This window comes from Variovorax sp. PAMC26660, from assembly GCF_014302995.1.
Lineage (GTDB): Bacteria > Pseudomonadota > Gammaproteobacteria > Burkholderiales > Burkholderiaceae_C > Variovorax.
Genome location: NZ_CP060295.1, coordinates 2239325 through 2258706, shown reverse-complemented (window position 1 = coordinate 2258706; position 19382 = coordinate 2239325). Strand labels below are relative to the sequence as shown.

Annotated in this window: 19 protein-coding genes and 1 pseudogene; 6 read left to right on the top strand and 14 right to left on the bottom strand. The window is 66.7% G+C overall.

Annotation, left to right across the window (positions count from 1 at the left end; all coding sequences use genetic code 11):
- Positions 1-16 precede the first annotated feature (16 nt).
- From H7F35_RS10920 to H7F35_RS10910, 3 genes are all read right to left on the bottom strand, one after another.
- Positions 17-370, bottom strand: coding sequence for a phage holin family protein (locus H7F35_RS10920; protein ID WP_187112884.1), 354 nt, complete (start codon positions 368-370; stop codon positions 17-19).
- 96 nt (positions 371-466) lie between these two features.
- On the bottom strand, positions 467-931 hold the full coding sequence (locus H7F35_RS10915; protein ID WP_187112883.1) for a hypothetical protein: 465 nt from the start codon (positions 929-931) through the stop codon (positions 467-469).
- 72 nt (positions 932-1003) lie between these two features.
- Positions 1004-1741, bottom strand: coding sequence for a TerC family protein (locus H7F35_RS10910; RefSeq protein ID WP_187112882.1), 738 nt, complete (start codon positions 1739-1741; stop codon positions 1004-1006).
- Between the two features lie 496 nt (positions 1742-2237).
- On the opposite strand from H7F35_RS10910, the gene H7F35_RS10905 reads away from it, so the two are divergent.
- Together H7F35_RS10905 and H7F35_RS10900 are read left to right on the top strand one after the other, a co-directional pair.
- Positions 2238-2702 carry a DUF3717 domain-containing protein gene (locus H7F35_RS10905; RefSeq protein WP_187112881.1) on the top strand — a complete coding sequence of 155 codons (465 nt, stop codon included), beginning with the start codon at positions 2238-2240 and terminating at the stop codon, positions 2700-2702.
- Between the two features lie 16 nt (positions 2703-2718).
- Entirely contained in the window at positions 2719-3024 is a 306-nt protein-coding gene (locus H7F35_RS10900) for a putative signal transducing protein (RefSeq protein ID WP_187112880.1), read from the top strand.
- Between the two features lie 18 nt (positions 3025-3042).
- Here H7F35_RS10900 and H7F35_RS10895 read toward each other — a convergent pair whose 3' ends face one another.
- The 3 genes and pseudogenes from H7F35_RS10895 to purB all read right to left on the bottom strand — a co-directional run bounded on the left by H7F35_RS10895 (position 3043) and on the right by purB (position 5668).
- Entirely contained in the window at positions 3043-3603 is a 561-nt protein-coding gene (locus H7F35_RS10895) for a YaeQ family protein (RefSeq protein ID WP_187112879.1), read from the bottom strand.
- A 34-nt stretch (positions 3604-3637) separates the two neighbouring features.
- Positions 3638-4201, bottom strand: a pseudogene (locus H7F35_RS10890) (TonB-dependent receptor domain-containing protein); the annotation flags it as partial.
- Positions 4202-4288: 87 nt separating this feature from the next.
- On the bottom strand, positions 4289-5668 hold the full coding sequence (gene purB, locus H7F35_RS10885; protein WP_187112878.1) for an adenylosuccinate lyase: 1380 nt from the start codon (positions 5666-5668) through the stop codon (positions 4289-4291).
- 131 nt (positions 5669-5799) lie between these two features.
- Here purB and H7F35_RS10880 point away from each other — a divergent pair, with 131 nt between their 5' ends.
- Positions 5800-6411 carry a glutathione S-transferase N-terminal domain-containing protein gene (locus tag H7F35_RS10880; protein WP_187112877.1) on the top strand — a complete coding sequence of 204 codons (612 nt, stop codon included), beginning with the start codon at positions 5800-5802 and terminating at the stop codon, positions 6409-6411.
- A gap of 107 nt (positions 6412-6518) precedes the next feature.
- Here the strand turns inward: H7F35_RS10880 and H7F35_RS10875 are convergent, their stop codons facing one another.
- The 6 genes from H7F35_RS10875 to H7F35_RS10850 all read right to left on the bottom strand — a co-directional run bounded on the left by H7F35_RS10875 (position 6519) and on the right by H7F35_RS10850 (position 12892).
- The gene (locus tag H7F35_RS10875) at positions 6519-7313 is read right to left on the bottom strand and encodes an SDR family NAD(P)-dependent oxidoreductase (protein WP_187112876.1); all 795 of its coding nucleotides are present in this window, start codon (positions 7311-7313) and stop codon (positions 6519-6521) included.
- Positions 7310-8611 (bottom strand): MFS transporter, encoded by a 1302-nt coding sequence (locus H7F35_RS10870; RefSeq protein ID WP_187112875.1) that lies wholly within the window; start codon positions 8609-8611, stop codon positions 7310-7312. The genes H7F35_RS10875 and H7F35_RS10870 overlap by 4 nt, the downstream gene beginning before the upstream one ends.
- A gap of 15 nt (positions 8612-8626) precedes the next feature.
- Complete coding sequence (locus H7F35_RS10865) at positions 8627-9850, bottom strand: SAM-dependent methyltransferase (RefSeq protein ID WP_187112874.1); 1224 nt, start codon at positions 9848-9850, stop codon at positions 8627-8629.
- Complete coding sequence (locus tag H7F35_RS10860; RefSeq protein ID WP_187112873.1) at positions 9847-10644, bottom strand: DUF1365 domain-containing protein; 798 nt, start codon at positions 10642-10644, stop codon at positions 9847-9849. The genes H7F35_RS10865 and H7F35_RS10860 overlap by 4 nt, the downstream gene beginning before the upstream one ends.
- Positions 10641-11984, bottom strand: coding sequence for an NAD(P)/FAD-dependent oxidoreductase (locus H7F35_RS10855; protein WP_187112872.1), 1344 nt, complete (start codon positions 11982-11984; stop codon positions 10641-10643). Before H7F35_RS10855 ends, H7F35_RS10860 begins: the two co-directional genes overlap by 4 nt.
- Before the next feature lie 293 nt (positions 11985-12277).
- A complete protein-coding gene (locus tag H7F35_RS10850) occupies positions 12278-12892 on the bottom strand; it encodes a glutathione peroxidase (protein ID WP_187112871.1) in 615 nt (204 codons plus the stop codon).
- A gap of 127 nt (positions 12893-13019) precedes the next feature.
- Between H7F35_RS10850 and H7F35_RS10845 the strand changes: the two genes are divergently transcribed.
- The 3 genes from H7F35_RS10845 to H7F35_RS10835 all read left to right on the top strand — a co-directional run bounded on the left by H7F35_RS10845 (position 13020) and on the right by H7F35_RS10835 (position 15382).
- Complete coding sequence (locus tag H7F35_RS10845; protein WP_187112870.1) at positions 13020-13877, top strand: ferritin-like domain-containing protein; 858 nt, start codon at positions 13020-13022, stop codon at positions 13875-13877.
- Positions 13878-13954: 77 nt separating this feature from the next.
- Positions 13955-14833, top strand: coding sequence for an RNA polymerase sigma-70 factor (locus tag H7F35_RS10840; protein WP_187112869.1), 879 nt, complete (start codon positions 13955-13957; stop codon positions 14831-14833).
- A gap of 87 nt (positions 14834-14920) precedes the next feature.
- Complete coding sequence (locus tag H7F35_RS10835) at positions 14921-15382, top strand: carboxymuconolactone decarboxylase family protein (RefSeq protein ID WP_187112868.1); 462 nt, start codon at positions 14921-14923, stop codon at positions 15380-15382.
- A gap of 8 nt (positions 15383-15390) precedes the next feature.
- On the opposite strand, the gene H7F35_RS10830 is transcribed toward H7F35_RS10835, so the two are convergent.
- Together H7F35_RS10830 and glnE are read right to left on the bottom strand one after the other, a co-directional pair.
- Positions 15391-16578 (bottom strand): septal ring lytic transglycosylase RlpA family protein, encoded by a 1188-nt coding sequence (locus tag H7F35_RS10830; RefSeq protein ID WP_187112867.1) that lies wholly within the window; start codon positions 16576-16578, stop codon positions 15391-15393.
- The gene (gene glnE / locus H7F35_RS10825) at positions 16571-19375 is read right to left on the bottom strand and encodes a bifunctional [glutamate--ammonia ligase]-adenylyl-L-tyrosine phosphorylase/[glutamate--ammonia-ligase] adenylyltransferase (protein ID WP_187112866.1); all 2805 of its coding nucleotides are present in this window, start codon (positions 19373-19375) and stop codon (positions 16571-16573) included. The genes H7F35_RS10830 and glnE overlap by 8 nt, the downstream gene beginning before the upstream one ends.
- Positions 19376-19382 lie beyond the last annotated feature (7 nt).

The following is a 19382-nucleotide window of genomic DNA, read 5'->3' as shown; positions in this document are numbered from 1 at the left end:
ATAACGGCAGCGCCGCTCAGCGCCGCGAAAGAAGTCCGCCCAGTGCGGATTCGATGAGCAGCCCCAGCAGCGAGTAGATCAGCGAGCCGATCAGCGCGGCCAGGAAGCCGTTGACGTGGAAGCCGCCGAGCAGCCCCGAGGCGGCCCAGAACAGCAGCGCATTGATCACGAACAGGAACAGCCCGAGCGTGACGATGGTGACCGGCAGCGTCAGCACCACCAGGATCGGCCGCACGATCATGTTGAGCAGGCCGATGACCGCCGCTGCGATCAGCGCGGAGCCGAAGCTGTTGACCTGGACACCGCTGTAGAGGTAGGCGACCGCCAGCAGCGCCACGGCGCTGAGCAGCCATTTGATGATGATGCGCATGCGGCGCAGGATACCCCAGAGCCCCACAAACGACGAGCCCCGGAGCGTTGCCGCGTCGGGGCTCGTCGTGAAGGCCTGTGTGGCCTGTCTTGATGCTTACTCGGCCAGTTCGTTCGCCAGCACCAGCAGTGCACCCATGCCCATCACCGCACCAGGGAACGCCCAGCCTGTCTGGTTCGCGGGCTTCTGGTCGGGCGTCACGGGTTCGAGGTCGACGCCGATCTTCGGGCGGCGCGCATCGACCACATGAACCACCGAATGCTCGCGCTTCAGTTGAAGCGTCAGTTCGGCCAGCGGGCCCATGGCCAGCACCGGCGTCACCTGGCCGCCGTTGCGCTCCAGCAGCGGCAGCATCTGCGCCTGCACCTTGCTGAACCACTTGGCGCGCCAGTTTTCGCGCGCGCTGTGGCTCACCCACTTGCTGATGCGATGCGTCATGCGCGGCGCGCAGGCCACCAGCACCCAATGGCGCGCCACGACGCTGTTCGCGTCCGGTGCGAGTTCGGCGAACTGTTCACAGGCATAGGTGACGTCGTCGACATAAAGAATGATCTTTTCCATGAGTGCTCCTTCAGGTAGTTAGAGTGACAGAGACAGGGGTACAGGAAGCGTCGAGGCGAGAGCTTGCGGCGCTCAGCCTGGCGTGGCGGCCGTTGCCGGCTTGTTGCGGGCCGCGACCCACTTGCCGATCGCCAGCACGAGCAGCGCACCAGCGATGCCGGCTGCGTACTTGATCACGTCGGTCTGCGGCACCTTCGGCACCCAGGTCCAGGCGGCGGTGTTCGCCAGCGCGGGGTCCGACACGGCCATCGTGCCTGCGATCCAGCCCAGCAGCATGCCGCCCAGCGTGATGATCATCGGGAACTTGTCCATCAGCTTGATAACGAGCTGGCTGCCCCAGACGATGATCGGGATGCTCACGAGCAGGCCGAAGATCACGAGCGGCATCTGGTGGTCGGCACCTGCGCCTTGCGCGGCACCGGCAATGGCGATGACGTTGTCCACGCTCATCACGAGGTCGGCAATGATCACGGTCTTGACCGCGCCCCACAGCTTGTCGCTGCCGGTGATGTTGCCGTGTGCGTCGTCATGCTCGGGGGCCAGCAGCTTGATGCCGATCCACACCAGCAGGATGGCACCGACCAGCTTCAGGAACGGAATGGCCAGCAGCGTGAGCGCGAAGAAGATCAGGATCACGCGCAGCACGATGGCGCCGGCGGTGCCCCAAAGAATGCCCTTGGTGCGTTGTGCGGGCGGCAGCTTGCGGCAGGCCAGCGCGATCACGACGGCGTTGTCGCCACCGAGCAGGATGTCGATCATGATGATCTGACCGACAGCGACCCAGAACTCCGGGGTCATGAACAATTCCATAAATTCCTCTTTGTCTTCGCGCCCCGCCTGTCTCTCCTGGGTGGGACGATGACGGGCAGGCGCATACCGATGCGTTTCGATTCATCCCGCACGGGGCTGGTCGAAAGCGTGGAAATGAAGAAACCGGGTGGAACCGGGGACTCGAGAACGCTTCGACCAAACCTGCGCAGGTTCAAATCGAAGGTCTTGCTCGACAGCGCGCGCGCCAGTGCGCGTACGTTGTCCGACAGGCCGGAAGTGTTTTGCTTCGTATTGACGACCTGGCGATTCGCGCTGCCGTTGGCAGCGGTCGGGAGCTACTCCCCTTCGTGGGCGGAATTAGAGCATCGAAGGCCGCGGCGTGGCAATCGAAAGTTTTCACGAATTTAAGAAGAACCAGCCCGAAACGCGCATGAACAGGGCGATAGGCGCTCCTCTTTTGGTAGCGAGCATGGCCCTTTGGGATCGCGGGACATTGGCGGACTATGATCGCCGCTCGCTGCTTTTTCCACTCTTCATGGCCGCCATACACATCACCGACATCGAGGCCGCCATCAACCATTGGCGCGAGAGAACACCCTCGCCCGACGGGGTCACGCTGGGACCCGAATTGCGCGCGCTGGCCGAGGTCTACGCGCTCATGGTTTTTCACCACGAGGACGAGGTCGACGAGGTCGGCTTCCCTCCCAAAGCCTGGGCTGCCTGGATGGCTTGGTACGAGAGCACCCCCGACACGCCCTGCATCGCGATCTGTTCCACCAGCCAGGGCGACGACGAATGCAAGGGCTGCGGGCGCAGCTTCGACGAAGTGCAGTACTGGCCCGCGATGACGCCGGTCGAGAAGCGCGTGACCTGGCGCCGCATCACCATGGAAGACTCGGCCTGGCGCTTCAACCGCTACGCCGAGCGCGCCCGCGAGGCCGAGCCGCCGCAGTGGCCCGACGATCCGACCGAGCCGCTCGGTCCCGACGACACGCCCTGAAGGCCGGCACGACCGCATGCGCCGCCTTGCCCAAGCCCCCAACCTTGCGATCGCGACGCTGTGGGTGCACGCCTTGCGCGAAGAGGGCGTCGAGGCCACTGTGCAACGTGAATTCCTCGGCGCGGTGATGGGCCAGTTGCCGCCCGACCAGTGCCTGCCCGAAATCTGGATCGACGATGAAAGCCAGTTCGAGCTTGCTCAACGCGTGCTGCACGCTGTGCAGCACCGGCCGCAACGCAGCTGGCAATGCGTGTGCGGGGAGCAGGTCGAAGGCGGTTTCGAACAGTGCTGGCAGTGCGGCGAAATGATGCCGGCGGTCTGACCTCGCCGGCGCGGCGGGCTACTTCCAGCGCAGCAGTTCGATGTCGATGCTGTTCGTGCCGTCGCCCAGCGTCAGCGTGTTTTCCTGGATCGTCGCCTGCAGTTGCATGCTGCGCTGCGCGAGCGCGGCCAGTGCCTGCGAGGCGTCGGTCGGCACGCGGTAGACCTTCAGGTTCTGTGGCCGCGTGAGCTTGTTCTCGATGCCGCGCCACCAGATCTCGGCAGCGTGGTTGAAGCAATAGACGATCACCTCGTCCGCCTTGCCGCAGGCCTTGAGGACGGGCTTGTCCTCGGGCTGGCCGACCTCGATCCAGATCTTGATCTGGCCCGTGAAGTCGCGCAGCCAGACGTCGGGCTCGTCGACGTTCGACAGGCCGGCGCCAAAGGTCAGCGTGCCGTCGCCGTTGCAGACGTCCTGCAGCTGGTGCGCATTGAGCGCGAGCGCGACGAGCCGGATCATCATCCGCTCGTCGGTTTCGCTCGGGTGGCGCGCCAGGGTCAGCGCATGGTCGGCGTAGTAGCCGTGGTCGATGTCGGCCACCGCGAGGGCGACCTTGAAGATGGTGGATTTGAGGGCCATGGGTGCGCGAGTGTATGCGCGCGCACCCCCGGACTCAGAACGCCACCGAGGCTTGCACGTACAGCGTGCGCGGCTGGCCCACGTACTTGCCGCCATTGTTGTCGACCGAGCGGTTGTAGTAGCGGCGGTCGAACAGGTTCTTGATGCCCACGGCCAGCTTCAGGTTGCGCATGTTCGGGCCGAAGTCGTAGCCTGCGCGCAGATTCACGGTCGTGTAGCCGGGGATGTTGCCGAGCCGGCCGGTCGCGTCTTCCTGCGTGACGTAGATCGCGCCGGTGTCGGGCGAGCCGGGCGAGCGCTGCTTCGACTGCGCGTAGACGTCGGCATTGAAGACCCAAGGGCCGCGTTCGTAGCGTGCGCCGAGCGATGCCACCTGGCGCGAATAGAACGGCAGGTCGCGCCCCGCGAACACGCCGGCCTTGGAGGTGGCCTGCGTGTAGGTGTAGGTCCCCGAAACCGACAGCCCCTTGAGCGCGTTGCTCAGGTCGCCGAAGTCGTAGCGCAGCGCCGATTCCAGGCCGCGATGCCGCGTGGCACCCAGGTCGGTCCACTGGCCGACGTCGCCGGTGATGGAGCGGGCCAGCTGCAGTTCCTTGTCGATCCTGCAGGTGCGTTGGCTGGGGAGTGGGTGCGATGCGACGAAAACAGCCGCCCTCAGGCGGCTGGTGCATCGGTACACGAAGTCTTAAATTCTACTGGCGAGTTCCGCAGCCTTGCCGACGTAGCTGGCTGGCGTCATGGCCAGAAGGCGGGTTTTTTCCTCTTCCGGGATGTCGAGCGAGCGGATCAGCCCGTGCAGCGCCTCGGCCGTGACGGTCTTGCCGCGCGTCACTTCCTTGAGCTGCTCGTAGGCGCCCTGCACGCCGAAGCGGCGCATGACGGTCTGGATCGGCTCGGCCAGCACTTCCCACGAAGCGTCGAGGTCTTCCGACAGCGCTTCCTGGTTGAGTTCGAGCTTGCCCAGGCCGGTGGCCAGGCTGGCATAGGCCAGCGTGGCGTAGCCGAAGGCCACGCCGATGTTGCGCAGCACCGTGCTGTCGGTCAGGTCGCGCTGCCAGCGGCTGATGGGCAGCTTTTCGCTCAGGTGGCGCAGCACCGCGTTGGCCAGGCCCAGGTTGCCTTCGGCATTCTCGAAGTCGATCGGGTTGACCTTGTGCGGCATCGTCGAGGAGCCGATTTCGCCCTTCTTCAGGCGCTGCTTGAAGTAGCCCAGGCTCACGTAGCCCCAGATGTCGCGCGAGAAGTCGATCAGGATGGTGTCGGCACGCGCCACGGCGTCGAACAGCTCGGCCATGTAGTCGTGCGGCTCGATCTGGATGCTGTACGGCTGGAAGCTCAGGCCCAGGCCCAGCGGCGCCGGCGTCTCGATCACCTTGCGGCTGAAGGCTTCCCAGTCGAAGTCGGGCCAGGCGGCCAGGTGGGCGTTGTAGTTGCCGACAGCGCCGTTCATCTTGCCCAGCAGCTGCACCGAGGCAATCTGCGCGCGGGCCTTCGACAGGCGCACCGCCACGTTGGCGATTTCCTTGCCGACCGTGGTCGGGCTGGCCGTCTGGCCGTGCGTGCGCGAGAGCATCGACACGTTGGCGAACTGGTGCGCCATTTCGCGCAGCTTGGCGATCAGGCCGTCGATGGCGGGCAGCACCACTTTTTCGCGGGCGGCCTGGATCTGCAGGGCGTGGCTGGTGTTGTTGATGTCTTCGCTGGTGCAGGCAAAGTGCACGAATTCAGCGGCGGCGAGCAGCTCGGGCCGGGCTTCGAACTTGGATTTGATCCAGTATTCGACCGCCTTCACGTCGTGGTTGGTGGTCTTCTCGATTTCCTTGATGGCCAGCGCATCGGTCTCGGAGAAATGGGCAACCAGCCCCAGCAGGTATTTGCGGGCGCCGCCCGTCAGGGGCTTGAATTCGGCGAAGCCGCAGTCCGACAGCGCAATGAACCACGCCACTTCGACCTGCACGCGCCGGTGCATGTAGCCCTGTTCGCTCATCAGCGGGCGCAGTGCCGCGAGTTTGGTCGCATAGCGACCGTCCAGGGGGGAGAGGGCGGAAACGGTGGAAAAGCTCATGCCCGAATTTTAGGCGGCCGCCGGTCCGTGGGGCGGCCCCGACACATTGGGGTCGATTCGGGCCTCTGGTTTTCCCGTTCACCTAAAATGATTATGAACAAATGTTGTCAAAGCAAAGGGAGAGAGTCTTCATGAAACTGATCGGATCGGCCGCCAGCCCTTATGTGCGCAAGGTGCGCGTGGTGCTGGCCGAAAAGCGGCTCGATTACCAGTTCGTGATCGAAGACGTCTGGGCTGCCGACACCACCATCGCCAGCTCCAACCCGCTGGGCAAGGTGCCCTGCCTGATCATGGAAGGCGGCGAGGCGATGTTCGACTCGCGCGTGATCGTCGAATACCTGGACACCCTGTCGCCCGTCGGCAAGCTCATCCCGCAGCAAAGCCGCGAACGCGCCGAGGTCAAGACCTGGGAAGCGCTGGCCGATGGCGTGATGGACGCCGGCGTGCTCTGGCGCCTCGAAGCCACCTGGACTGGCCGCAGCGACGGTGAGCGCAGCGCGGCATGGATCGAACGCCAGCGCACCAAGGTCGAGGACGGCGTGGCCGCCATGTCCAAGGGCCTGGGCGACAAGCCCTTCTGCAGCGGCATTCACCTGAGCCTGTCGGACATCGCGGTGGGCTGCACGCTGGGTTGGCTGAACCTGCGCTTTCCCGAAATCGACTGGCGCGGCGACCACAGCAACCTCGCCAAGCTGTACGACAAGCTGATGCTGCGCCCCAGCTTCATCGATACGAAGCCTTGACTCTTCCCCAGGCTTCGCGCACTTCGTGTCGCCCCTTCGCCGGGGCAACACCAGCGGCCCGGCGAAGCCGGTTCCGCGGTGTTCCGCGAAGAATCCTTCGACTCATCTCATAGGCCTGTGAAGCGCGCCACCGCCGGAAAGTAAAGCCGGTACGGCAGCACCCGCATCAGCTTCATCCAGAAGGTGAAGCGGCGCGGAAAGTGAATCTCGAAGGCGCCCCGGCGCCAGCCGTCGAGCATGGCCTCGGCGGCCTCTGCGGGCGTGATCAGCGCCGGCATCCTGAAATCGTTCTTCGCCGTGAGCGGCGTTTCGACAAACCCCGGCTGGACCAGGCTGACGCCGATGCCGCGCGCATGCAGGTCGATGTACAGCACCTCGGCCAGATTGCCGAGCGCCGCCTTGGTCGGGCCGTAGGCCAGGCTCTGCGGCAGCCCGCGAAACCCGGCCACGCTGCCCGTGATCGAGAGATGGCCCGCGCCGCGCGCCACGAAGTCGGGCAGCACGGCAGCCAGCACATGCAGGGCGCCCACATAGTTGATCTGCTGGTGCGCCAGCATCGCATCGAGCGCGAACGCGTCGGCGCGCAGCGCGTCGTAGGTGGCGACGTTGTAGAGCACGAAGTCGATCTGTCCCGCGACGGCCTGCAACTGCGCGTGCGCGGCCGCCACCGCGGCAGCATCGCGCACGTCGAGCGGCAGCACGATCACGCTCGGCGGCCGGCTGGCGTCGTTGTGCATCGCCGCGACTTCTTCAAGCGCCTCACGGTTGCGCGCCGATACCGCGACCCGTGCGCCGCGTGCGAGCAGCGCCAGCACCGTCGCACGGCCGATGCCCGAGGACGCGCCGACGATCCACGCCGTCTTGCCGTGCCAGTCGGCCAGCGGCGGATTGAACGGCTTCACTGCGAAGCCTCGGGAACAGGCGCCGATGCAGTCGATCCACCGGACGCCGGCCGGATCACCAAGGCCCAGAGCGACACGCCCGCGAGCACCTTGAGCACGCAGGGCAGCAGGCAGTAGGCCAGCGAAAGCGCCTGCAGGGCCGCGGGCTCGCGCGCGCCGGGCACATAACCCGCCAGCCCGAGCAGTGGCAGGGCCACGCCCGCGGCCAGCGCCAGGTTCAGCTTGGTCGCGAAATTCCACCAGCCGAAGTAGGCACCGGCATGCGGCTGGTCGCCGGCCTCGGCAATGATCCCGGCCAGCAAGGCGCCCGGCAATACGAGATCGGAGCCGATCGCAAAGCCCGACAGCGCGCAGACCACGAGGAAAGGCACCGCGTCGCCCGCGCCCATCGCGCCGGCCCACGCGAACACCGCCACCGACATGCACATGCCACCCAGCCAACTGCGCGCCAGGCCCCAGCGGCGCACGATGCGCAGCCACACCGGAATCGACGCTGCCGCCACGACGAAGTAAAGACCCAGGAAGGCCGGCTCCAGCGAAGCGGGCGCGCGCAAGCGGTCCTGCACGAAGAACAGCACCAGCGTCGCCGGCACCGCGCTCGCGATGCCGTTGAGCACGAACACCGTCAGCAGGCGGCGAAACGCAGGGCGACGCAGCGGCAGCCGCAGGTCGATCGCCACACGAGGGATGGCGGCACGCGCCGGCCGGGGCGCCCGTGTCCAGAACACCCAGCCGATGGCCAGCAGGATGCCGAACAGCCCCACCATCGCGGGCAGCCCGGCCAGTGCCGGCACCACCGACGCGAGCACCACGCCGACCAGTCCCATGCCTTCGCGCCAGCCCACGATGCGGCCGCGCTGCAAGGCGTCGCCGCCCAGCATCGCGCCCCAAGACTGGTGCGAGATGCTCAGCATGCTGTAGCCCGCGTAGGCGATGGCCAGCAGCACGGCCGCAGCGACGAGCAGTGCGCCCTGCCGCGCAGGATCGACCAGCAACTGCGGAAAGAACAGCAGTCCGAAGCCGAGCAACAACACACCGGCCGCGATGGCGCCGGCACCGAGCACCGCCTGCGGCGAACGCGCATGCAGCCGGTCGCTCAGTCGCCCGAGCAGCGGGTCGATCAACGCATCGAGCAGTCGCGCACCGAGCAGCACCGCGCCCAGCGTTGCCAGCGGCACGCCGAAGGCGCGCGCATAGTGGTTCGGCAGCAGCACGTAGAGCGGCAGCGCGACAAAGGCGAGCGGCAGCCCGAGCAGTCCGTAGCGCAAGCCGTCGAAGGGGCCGAAAGAAGACGACACGAAGGGCCGCGCGCTCTATCGCTTGCGCAGCGTGTACTGGACCACGTCGATGTTGGCCTGCGAGAACGCGGCCTCGCAGTAGGCCAGGTAGAACTCCCAGATGCGCATGAAGCGCTCGTCGAAGCCAAGCTGCAGGATGTGGGCGCGCTGCCCCAGGAAGCTCTCGCGCCAGCGGCGCAGCGTCTCGGCGTAGTCGGCGCCGAAGGCGAATTCGTCCACCACCTCCAGCCCCGCGGCCTCGGCTTCGCGGCGAAACTCGCGCGGGCACGGCAGGCAGCCGCCCGGGAAGATGTACTGCTGGATGAAGTCGGTCGAGTCGATGTAGCGGTCGAACAACTGGTCGTCGATCACGATGCTCTGCACGCAGGCGCGGCCGCCCGGCTTGAGCAGGCGGCTCACGCTGGCGAAGTAGGTCGGCCAGTATTCGCGGCCCACGGCTTCCACCATTTCGATGGAGCAGACGGCGTCGAAGGGCGCGTCGTCGATGTCGCGGTAGTCCTGCAGGCGCAGGTCGGTCTTCAGGCCCGCCGTGCGTTGCCGGGCGAAAGCCAATTGCTCGGTCGAGAGCGTGACGCCGGTCACTGAAGCGCCGAAATCGAAGGCGGCCATCTCGGCCAGCGCGCCCCAGCCGCAGCCGATTTCGAGCACGCGGTCGCCGGGCTTCACGGCCGCCAGTTCGAGCGCGCGGCGCACCTTGGCGCGCTGCGCCTCGGGCATCGGCTTGTCGAACTTGCCCTCGAACCAGGCCGACGAATAGTTCATCGTGTCGTCGAGCCAGAGCTTGTAGAACGCGTTGCCCAGGTCGTAGTGCGCGTGGATGTTGCGCGAGCTGCCGGTCTTGCTGTTGCGGTTCATGATGTGCCGCACGCGGTAGAGCAGGCGGCCGAACCAGCTGCCGTACACCACGTCCTCGATGGCGCGGCGGTTGGCGATGAACACCTTGATCAGCTCGGTGAGGTTGGGCGTGGTCCAGTCGCCCGCGATGTAGCTCTCGGCAAAACCGATGTCGCCCGACTTGAGCGCGGCCTTGCAGACGTTCCAGTTGCGCAGCGTGAGCGAGGCCGTCGGGCCGCTGCCCGGCGTGGCGCCGAAGTGCCGCACCGAGTCGTCGGGCAGGCGCACGGTGAGCGAGCCGTAGGCCAGCCGCTGCAGCAGGCCGAGCACGGTGCGCGCGGCGCCCGGGGCGTCTTGCGGCAACGAGAAGCGCGAGGCGGAGGAGGCGGTGTGGGTCGTGGTCATGGGTTCGCCTGCTGCTGGTTGTCGCGTGAAACGAAATGGGTGGGCGGCGCCGGCTTGGCGACGAACGGCACGCGCTTGAGCCAGAGCCGGGCAGCCTGCCAGTGGATGCGCGCGATCAGCCCGAAGGTCATGGCGGGGTAGCGCCACAGCGCGCGCCGCACGCTGGCCGCGGTCATCGGTGCGAGTTCGCCGCTCACGCTGGTCTGCAGCAGCGGGCCGTCGGCGTCGTCGTGGTCGATGCGCACCACGGTGCGCGTGAGGTCGGCATCGACGAAGAAGCGAAAGCGGTAGTCGCCGCTGACCTGGCAGAACGGCGAGACGTGGAAGGCCTTGGTGGCCGTCAGTTCTGCGCCGTACACCGGGCGGTCCAACAGGTAGCAGTGGCGTTCGCCGAAGGTGTTGTTGACCTCGACCACGATCGCCCGCAGCACGCCTTCGACCGTGTGGCAGTACCAGAAGCTCACGGGTTTGAAGGTGTAGCCGAACACGCGCGGGTAGCAGTGCAGCCAGGCTTCGCCATCGGCGTCGTGGATCTGGTGGGCGGCCAGCAGCTCGTCGAGCCAGGCCAGCGCGCCGCCTTGGTTGGGCGCGCGGCCGTCGCCGTGGTCGATGTCGAAGAAGGACAGGGCGGCCCGGCGGTTGACCGCGAGCGTGTCGCTGCCGCGTGCGCGCAGGGCACGCATCGGCAGCATCAGGAAGTAGGTCGGGTAGACGAAGGCGTTGTGCGCCGGGCGCAGGCGTGTGTGGCGGACTTCTCCGAAGCCCATCAGCGGCACGGCCTGCGTCGGCGTCATGCCGCGTGCCTCGCGGTCGCGTCGCCGTCGGTGACAGACAGGCGAGCCCGCAGGCCCTGGGCCGCGGCCAGGCCTGCCTTCAGGCCGTCCTCGTGGAAGCCGTAGCCCATCCACGCGCCCGCGAACCAGGTGTTGCGCTGGCCTTGCAGGGCGGGCACTTCGGCTTGCGCGCGGATCGCGGCAAGGTCGAGCACCGGGTGGTCATAGTCGTATTCGGCCATGACCTGACTACGCTGGATTTCGCGGACCGGATTCAACGAAACGACGACCGGTTGTTCCCAGGGCAGTGGCTGCAGCTTGTTCAGCAGGTAATGCAGGCAGACGCGGCCCGATTCGCGGTCGCTGGCTGCCGCGCGTTCGTAGTTCCAGGCCGCCCAGGCCGAGCGGCGCTGCGGCAGCGCGCCAGCGTCGGTGTGCAGCACGGCGTGGTTGGCCTGGTAACGGATCGCGCCCAGCACCGCGGCCTCGGCCGGGCTGGCGTCGCCGAGCATGGCGAGGGACTGGTCGGAATGGGTGGCCAGCACGATGTGGTCGAAGCGCTCGGTGCCGCTGTCGGTGGCAACGAGCACGCCGTTGTCGTCCGTGCGTGTGATGCGGCGGACCGGCGTGTTCAGGCGCTTGTCGGCCAGGCTGGCGACGATCTTCTCGACGTAGTGGCGCGAGCCGCCGCGCACGGTGCGCCACTGCGGCCGGTTGGCGATCTGGATCAGGCCATGGTTGTGGCAGAAGCGGATCATGGTCGCGACCGGGAACGCCAGCATCTGCGTGGTCGAGCAGCTCCAGATGCAGCCCATCATCGGCAGGAAGTACCAGTCGCGGAACGCCGCGCCGAAGCGGTGGGCGTCGAGGAAGTCGCCGAGCGGCTGGGCCAGCTCGCCCTCGGTGCCGGCCTGGGCGATGCGCGTGGTCAGGCGGTTGAAGCGCAGCAGGTCGCGCAGCATGCCGAGGAAGCGGGCGTCGAACAGGTTGCGGCGCTGGGCGAAGACGGTGCCGAGGTTGTTGCCGCTCCATTCGAGCGGGCCGCCGTTGTCGTCTCGCGTGGCTTGGACCGAGAACGACATCTCCGACAGCGCGGTCTCCACGCCGAGTTCGGAGAAAAGGCGGATCAGGTTCGGATAGGTGCGGTCGTTGTAGACCAGGAAGCCGGTGTCGACGCCGTGCGCAACGCGGGTGCTGTCGGTGGCTGAGCGCGCAAGCTCGATCGTTGCCGTGTGGGCGTGGCCACCGAAGTAGTCACTGGCTTCGAAGAGGGTGACCTCGGCCGCGTCGCGCAGCGAATGCGCCGCGGCCAGACCCGAGATGCCGGCGCCGATGACGGCGATGCGAGGGGGCTGCGTCATCGCGAAACCCCCGCCCGGCGGGAAGATAAAAATGCTGCGAGGCGCCCCGACGCGAAGGAGGGAGGGAGGGAGGAGGAGAAGAATCGCCTCGGGATTTCAACCGGACGGCAGGCGCCCGGAAGACCTCGCAACATGAAACTTGCTGGGCAATCACTGCCCACGCAAGTTAGGAGCGCGACCTCCGCAGCACGGTTCCCGCTGGATTGGTAAACGTTTGTTTCTGTAGGTTTACGAAGGTCTAGACGCATCGGTAAATAATATTACCGATTCGTATTTTTGTGAACTACTCAGTCTTAATTTGTTCCGAGCTGCTTTTCGATGACGTTCACGAACCCGTTTTCGTCGGGCGCCGTCATGCTCGACCATGCCTGCACGACCTTGCCGTCACGCCCGATCAGGTACTTGTAGAAGTTCCATTTCGGCGTGGTGCCGGAGGCTTGCGCGAGCTGTTTGAACAGCGGATTGGCGTCGGTGCCGCGCACCGACGACTTGGCGAACATTGGGAATTTCACGCCGAAGGTGCTTTCGCAGAAGTCGGCAATTTCCTTGTTGGAGCCCGATTCCTGAGAGAAATCGTTCGACGGGAAGCCCAGCACCACGAGGCCGCGTGCACGGTATTTCAGGTCCAGCGCTTCCAGCCCCTTGTATTGCGGCGTGAAGCCGCAGAAGCTGGCCGTATTGACCACCAGAACCACTTTGCCGGAGTACTGGCACAGAGTCTGGGGCTTTTCATCCTGCAGCCGCGGGAAGGTGTGTTGCAGGATGGTCGGGCACCCTGCCGCCTCTGCCGGGGCGGGTGCGGCGGGCGCACTCTGGGCACTTGCGGGAAGCACAGTAAACAGGCCCGCCACGAGGGAAATAGCAGGGGCGCAGCGCAAGAGCGTCGACAATCGGGAGAGGGTTCGCATGGCGGGCTCCTGGTTCAAAGGGGGGTGTGCATCCGTGCCGCAACGGCGCGCGTATTCGCATCATCGCGCGTCTGTCATGGTCGCGCCAAACGGGCCGACTAAAATCGGCGGCCATAGAAAGACATTGATGCTCTATCCGGAACTCTTCAGACAACTCGAATCCGTCCGCTGGGACATGGACAAAGACATTCCCTGGCAGTCGTTCGACGCTTCTTTGCTGACGGAAGAGCAGGCGCAGACCATCAAGATGAATGCCATCACCGAGTGGGCGGCGTTGCCGGCCACCGAGATGTTCCTGCGCGACAACCGCCACGATAGCGATTTTTCGGCTTTCATGTCGATCTGGTTCTTTGAAGAGCAAAAGCATTCGCTGGTGCTGATGGAGTACCTGAAGCGCTTCAGCCCGAAGCACGCGCCCACCGAGCAGGAACTGCACGAAGTGCGCTTCGACTTCGACCCGGCCCCCCCGCTCGAAACCCTGATGCTGCATTTCTGCGGCGAGATCCGCCTGAACCACTGGTATCGCCGTGCCGCCCAGTGGCACACCGAGCCGGTCATCAAGCACATCTACACCACGCTGAGCCAGGACGAAGCCCGCCACGGCGGCGCCTACCTGCGCTACATGAAGCGCGCCATGGAAAAGTTCGGCGACGAGGCCCGTGCCGCGTTCACCAAGGTCGGCGTGCTGATGGCCAGCGCGCGCCGCACCGCCCAGGCGCTGCACCCGACCAACCTGCACGTGAACAAGTCGCTGTTCCCGAACGACACCATCCAGAGCCGCATGCCCGACCCGGACTGGCTCGAGCACTGGCTCGACAAGCAGATCAAGTTCGATGCGGTCTGGGAATCCAAGGTCGGCGAGCGCATCCTGCACAACCTGAGCCTGCTCATGAACCGCAGCTTCAAGACCGTGCAGGAACTGAACCGCTACCGCAAGGAAATCGCCGCCACCCTGGGCCCCAAGCCCGAATATCAAGGCGCATAAGAAACTCGCCCCGCACGCCGGGGCGTTTTTTTGGGGCAGGCCGTCACAAACCGCAGGCGCCAGCCGTCTAGCCCGACATGGACGACCCCACCCTCACTTTCGACAGCCATCGGCGGCGCCTGCAGGGCATCGCCTACCGCATGCTCGGTTCCGTCGCGGAAGCCGAAGAAGTCGTGCAAGACGCCTGGCTGCGCTGGCACGACGCCGACAAGAACAGCTTCGACAGCGCCGAAGCCTGGCTCGTGACCGTCGTCACGCGGCTGTCGATCGACCGGCTGCGTGCCGCCAAGGTCCAGCGCGAGCACTACATCGGCACCTGGATGCCCGAGCCCACGCTGACCGAGGCGCCCGACACACCTGAAGAACTGCTCGAACGCGCCGACGACGTTTCGGTCGCGTTCCTTGCCGTGCTGGAGCGCCTGGCGCCCGAGGCCCGCGCCGCCTTCCTGCTGCGCGAGGTGTTCGACGCCGATTACGACGAAGTGGCCCGCACCCTCGGCAAGAGCGAGGCCGCCTGCCGGCAACTGGTGCACCGCGCCAAGCTGCAGGTGCAAGAGGCGCGACCGCGTTTCAGCGTGCCGCGCGAAACCCACCAGCGCCTGCTGCGCGCCTTCGCCGATGCCGCCGCGCGCGGCAGCCTGCAGGACCTGAAGGCGCTGATGTCGGAAGACGCCGAGCTTCTTGGCGACGGCGGCGGCAAGGTCCAGACCTTCGACAAGATCCTGCGCGGCAGCCAGCGGCTGGCGCAGCTCTACTTCTCGCTCTGGCGCCGCATGGGTGCGTCGGTGCGCATGGAACTGGTCGACATCAACGGCGAGCCCGGCATGCTGCGCTTTCTCGACGGCGAACTCGAATCGGCGCAGACCTTCGAGATCGAGAACGACCTCATCGTGCGCATCCGCGCGCAGCGCAATCCCGACAAGCTGGCGCGCATCGCGCAACTGTTTTCAAAATAACTCGCGTGAGGTGTCACAGGGCGAACGCGTCGCCCGTCTTCAGAGGGTAGACAGCAGATTTCATCGTCAACCCCTCTGGAGAAACCCATGAACACCACCGCCCGCCTCAACTGGTTCAAGATCGCGCCGAAGTCCTTCGAGGCCATCCTCGCCGTCAACACCAGCATCGAATCGACCACGCTCGGCAAGAAGCTGGTCGACCTGGTTTTTGCCCGTGTCTCGCAGATCAACGGCTGCGCCTATTGCCTCGACATGCACGTGCGCGACCTGCGCAAGGAAGGCGAAGAGTGGCAGCGCATCAACAGCCTGCCGACCTGGCGTGAAGTCGGCTTCTACAGTGAACGCGAGCGTGCGGCATTCGCGTGGGCCGAGTCGCTTACGCGGCTGGCGGACAGCCACGACACGCGCGACGGCGAATTCGACGCCCTGAAGGCGCATTTCAGCGATACGGAGATCGTCGAACTCACGGTGGCGATCTCGCAGATCAACACCTGGAACCGCCTCGGTGTCGGCATGCGGTTGCAGGTCGCGGCCAAGCCCTTGGTCTGAGCGAAGGCCTAGCGGCGTTCCACCACCATCGGCGCGATGCGCAGGCTGTCGCGCAACTGCGTGACGGCCTCGCCGGCGGCGTTGCGCGAGGGGAACGGCCCGGCCTGCAGGCGGTGCGTGCCGGCTTCGCTGAACACGCGCAGTTGCGGTGCCAGCGAGGGCAGGCCGCGTGCGGCCTGGCTCATCAGGCTCTCGGCACCGTCGCGTTCGCGGAATGCGCCGAGCTGCACCCAGAAGCCTTGCAGCGCAGTGGAAGGCGGTGGGGTTCCCGCCGGAAGCGGCGGTGACGAAGGCGCGGCCTGCAGCGGTGCGAGGTCCGTCACCATGATGGCCTGCCGCGACGGCGGAACCGACGGCGGCAACTGGGCCGATTCCGGCTCGGCCCCTGTCCCGGGAGGCAGCGTGGCTGCCATGGGCGTTTGCGGCACGACCGGCATCGTCGAAGCGGGCGGCGGCATGTCGTTGCTGTTCGTGGCAACCGACGTTGTCCACTGGGCGGGCACAGGCACCGGTTGCTGTGCGCTCGCCGTGCGCGACGACGGAACCCGCACCGGAACAACCGGCACAGGTGTCGCCGACGCATACGCCGTGCCGTCATCGCGCCGCCATGCGCCGGTGCGAATGTCTTCGTTCGTGATCCGCTCGATCTCCACCGGCGCCACGCCGCGCAGCAGGTCGAGCTTCAACGCGGCCGTGTAGCTCAGGTCGATGACGCGGCCATCGACGAACGGCCCACGGTCGTTCACCCGCACGATCACCTCGCGGCCGTTGGACGGGTTGCGCACGCGCACGTAGCTCGGGAGCGGCAGCGTTTTGTGCGCGGCCGTCATGGCGTACATGTCGTAGGGCTCGCCGCTCGAAGTCGATGCCGCATGGAACTTGCGGCCGTACCAGGAGGCCAGCCCCGACTCGCGAAACGGCCGGTCGTCGGTGATCGGCGCATAGCCCCGGCCCAGCACCGTGTAGGGCTTGCTGGTGCCGCCGCTGCTGCGGATGGGCTCGATGCGGGGCTCGGCGTCGGGCACGCGGTCCAGGTCCGGCGGGATGTTGGTGCCAGGGCCGTCGCGGCCGCTGAACCCGCCGCTGCCGCTGCCACCACTGCGTGTACCGCTTGCGCAGCCGGCGAGAAGAACGGCGACAGCAACCGCGCAGGCAGCCAGCGCGGTGGTCGTGCGGGTGCGCGTTTCGTCAGCCAAATACAGCCTTCCACAGCGCCAGCATGGCGTCGCGTTCCGCGGCCAGTGCAGGCGGGGTGACTTGCGTTGGTTCTTCGTTCAGGCGCGCGCGATGCTGCACGCGGCGCAGCTCGCGGTAGGCCCGTGCCGCACTGCGGCCGACACCCTCGGGCAGCAGTCCGCCGAGTTCGGCGCGCAGCAGCAGCGCGATGTTGCCGAGGTTGGGGATCAGCTCCGGATGCTCGCCCGAGGACGACAGCACCAGGAACTGCACCGCGAACTCGGCATCGACCATGCCGCCGGGGCTGTGCTTCACGTCGAAGCGGTCGGCCTTCACCGGCCGCGCGGTGCGCAGCTTGTCGCGCATCGCGATGATCTCGGCCTTCAGCGCCTCGCGGTCGCGCGGCGCCACCAGCACGGCCTCGCGCACCTGGTCGAAGCGCGCGCCCAGTTCGGCGCCGTGGTCCGCGCTGCCGAGCACGAAGCGCGCGCGCGTCATGGCCTGGTGTTCCCAGGTCCACGCGGTGTTGCTGCCACGGCCGAGCTGGTATTTCTCGTAGGCCTGGAAACTGGTGGTGAGCAGACCCGAGTTGCCGTTGGGCCGCAGGGCCGTGTCGATCTCGAACAGGTCGCCTTCGCGCGTCTTCACCGTGAGCCAGTTGATCAGCTTGCGCACATAGGCCGCATAGACCTCGCCGGCGCGCTCGTCCTCGTCGTCGTAGACGAACACGATGTCCAGGTCGCTGCCGTAGCCCAGCTCTTTGCCGCCCAGCTTGCCGTAGCCGATGATCGCGAACTGCGGCACTTCGCGGTGGCGGTTGCGCACATGGGGCCAGCACCAGCGGGCGGTCACGCGCAGCGTGGTGTCGGCCAGCGCGCTCAGGTCGTCGGCCACCTGCTCGACGGTGATGCGGCCGTCGACGTCGCGCGCCAGCGTGCGGAACACCTCGGCATGGTGGGCGTGGCGCAGCAGGTTCAGCAGGCGCTCTTCGTCGGCTTCGCCGGTGCGGGTGAGCGATTCATGGCGCGCGTCGAGTTCGCGCTCGAATTCGACCGCCACGAAGCGGCCCGACAGCATCTCGTCGCTCGCCAGTTCGTCGATCACGCCCGGGTGCTGCATCAGGTAGCGGGCGGGCCACTTGGCGGCGCCCAGCAGGCGCAGCAGGCGCTCTTGCACGGCGGGCCGCTCGACCAGCAATGCGAGGTAGCTTTCGCGCCGCAGCAGCGGTTCGATCCAGTCGGCCCAGCGCAGCGCGGCATCGACGTGGCGCGGGGTTTGCCCTTCGCCGTCGCCATCGGGCTCCTTCAGCCAGAGGCCGGTGCGTTGCACCAACTGGCGCAGCCGCACGCGGGTTTCCTCGCGCAGGGCCAGCATGCGCGGTTGCTCGCACCAGTCGCGGATGCGCTCGGCAAAGGCGGGAGGCAGGTCGTCGAGCAGGTCGGCCAGCTCGGCGGGTGCGGCGGCTTTCTTGCCGTTGCACTTGCCGTTGCAGGGCTTCTCGCCGCCGAGCAGCTTGTCGAACTCCTGCGCGACGAACTCGCGGTGGGTGTCGAGCTGTTCCAGGAAGGGGCAGCAGTTCGCGTAACCCATGCTCTGGGCGATCCAGCGCAGGTCGTCGTCGGCCACCGGCAGCACATGGGTCTGCTGGTCGTCCAGGTACTGGATGCGGTGTTCGACGCGGCGCAGGAACTCGTAGGCCGAGGCCAGCGCATCGGCGGTTTCCTGCGGCATCAGGTTGGCGCGCGCCAGGCGCTGCAGCGCATCGAGCGTGGGTCGCGTGCGCAGTTCGGGGAACTGGCCGCCGCGCACCACCTGCAGCAGTTGCACGGTGAATTCGATCTCGCGGATGCCGCCGCGCGAGAGCTTGACGTCGTTGGCGCGCTCGGGCCGCCCGGCGCTGCGGCGCGCCGACTGCTCGCGGATCTGCCGGTGCAGCGTGCGCAGCGAGTCGAACACGCTGTAGTCGAGGTAGCGGCGGAACACGAAGGGCAGCACCGCGCCGCGCAGGCCCTGTGCCTGCCCTGCGAGCACGAGATCGCGTGGCGCAACCACCCGGCTCTTCATCCAGGCGAAGCGCTCCCATTCGCGGCCCTGCACCTGGAAATATTCTTCGAGCGCATCGAGCGAGACCACGCTGGGCCCCGAGTTGCCGTTGGGCCGCAGCGCCAGGTCGACGCGGAACACGAAGCCGTGCTCCGTGGTGTCGCCCACCAGCGCGTAGATGCGCTTCACGGCGCGCGAGAAGTATTCCTGGTTGGCAAGCCGACCCCGGCCATCGGCGTCGCCGGTGGTTTCTCCGTCGACGTCGTACAGGTAGATCAGGTCGATGTCGCTCGACACGTTCAGCTCGCGCGCGCCGAGCTTGCCCATGCCGATCACCCAGAGCTGCGCGCGCTGGCCTTCGGGGCCGAGTGGCGCGCCGTGCACGGCGTCGAGTTCGTGGCAGGCGTCGCGGCAGGCGATGTCGAGCGCCAGTTCGGCCAGCTCGGTGACGGCGGTGGTCACCACGGCCAGCGGCGCCTGCTCGTCGCAATCAAGCGTTACAAGCCGCTCCATCGTGAGCTGCCGCACAATCCGCAGTGCATCGGCAACGCTGTCCCCTCGTTGACGCAATGCCTCGTAAGCCACTGTCATCGATTCGCGCCGCGGCGCGCCAAGGGGAAGAAATGAAAGCTCGGCCGCATACCTGCGACGCAGGCGCTGCACGAAGCGTGAGTAAGAAGAGAACGCGCTCTGCGCGTCTGGCGTCGAAGTGGCTGGCAACTGGTTCACACTGCTATCGGTTTCCGTGGAACCCCTCTGAATGCTGGCGGTCATAATTCCC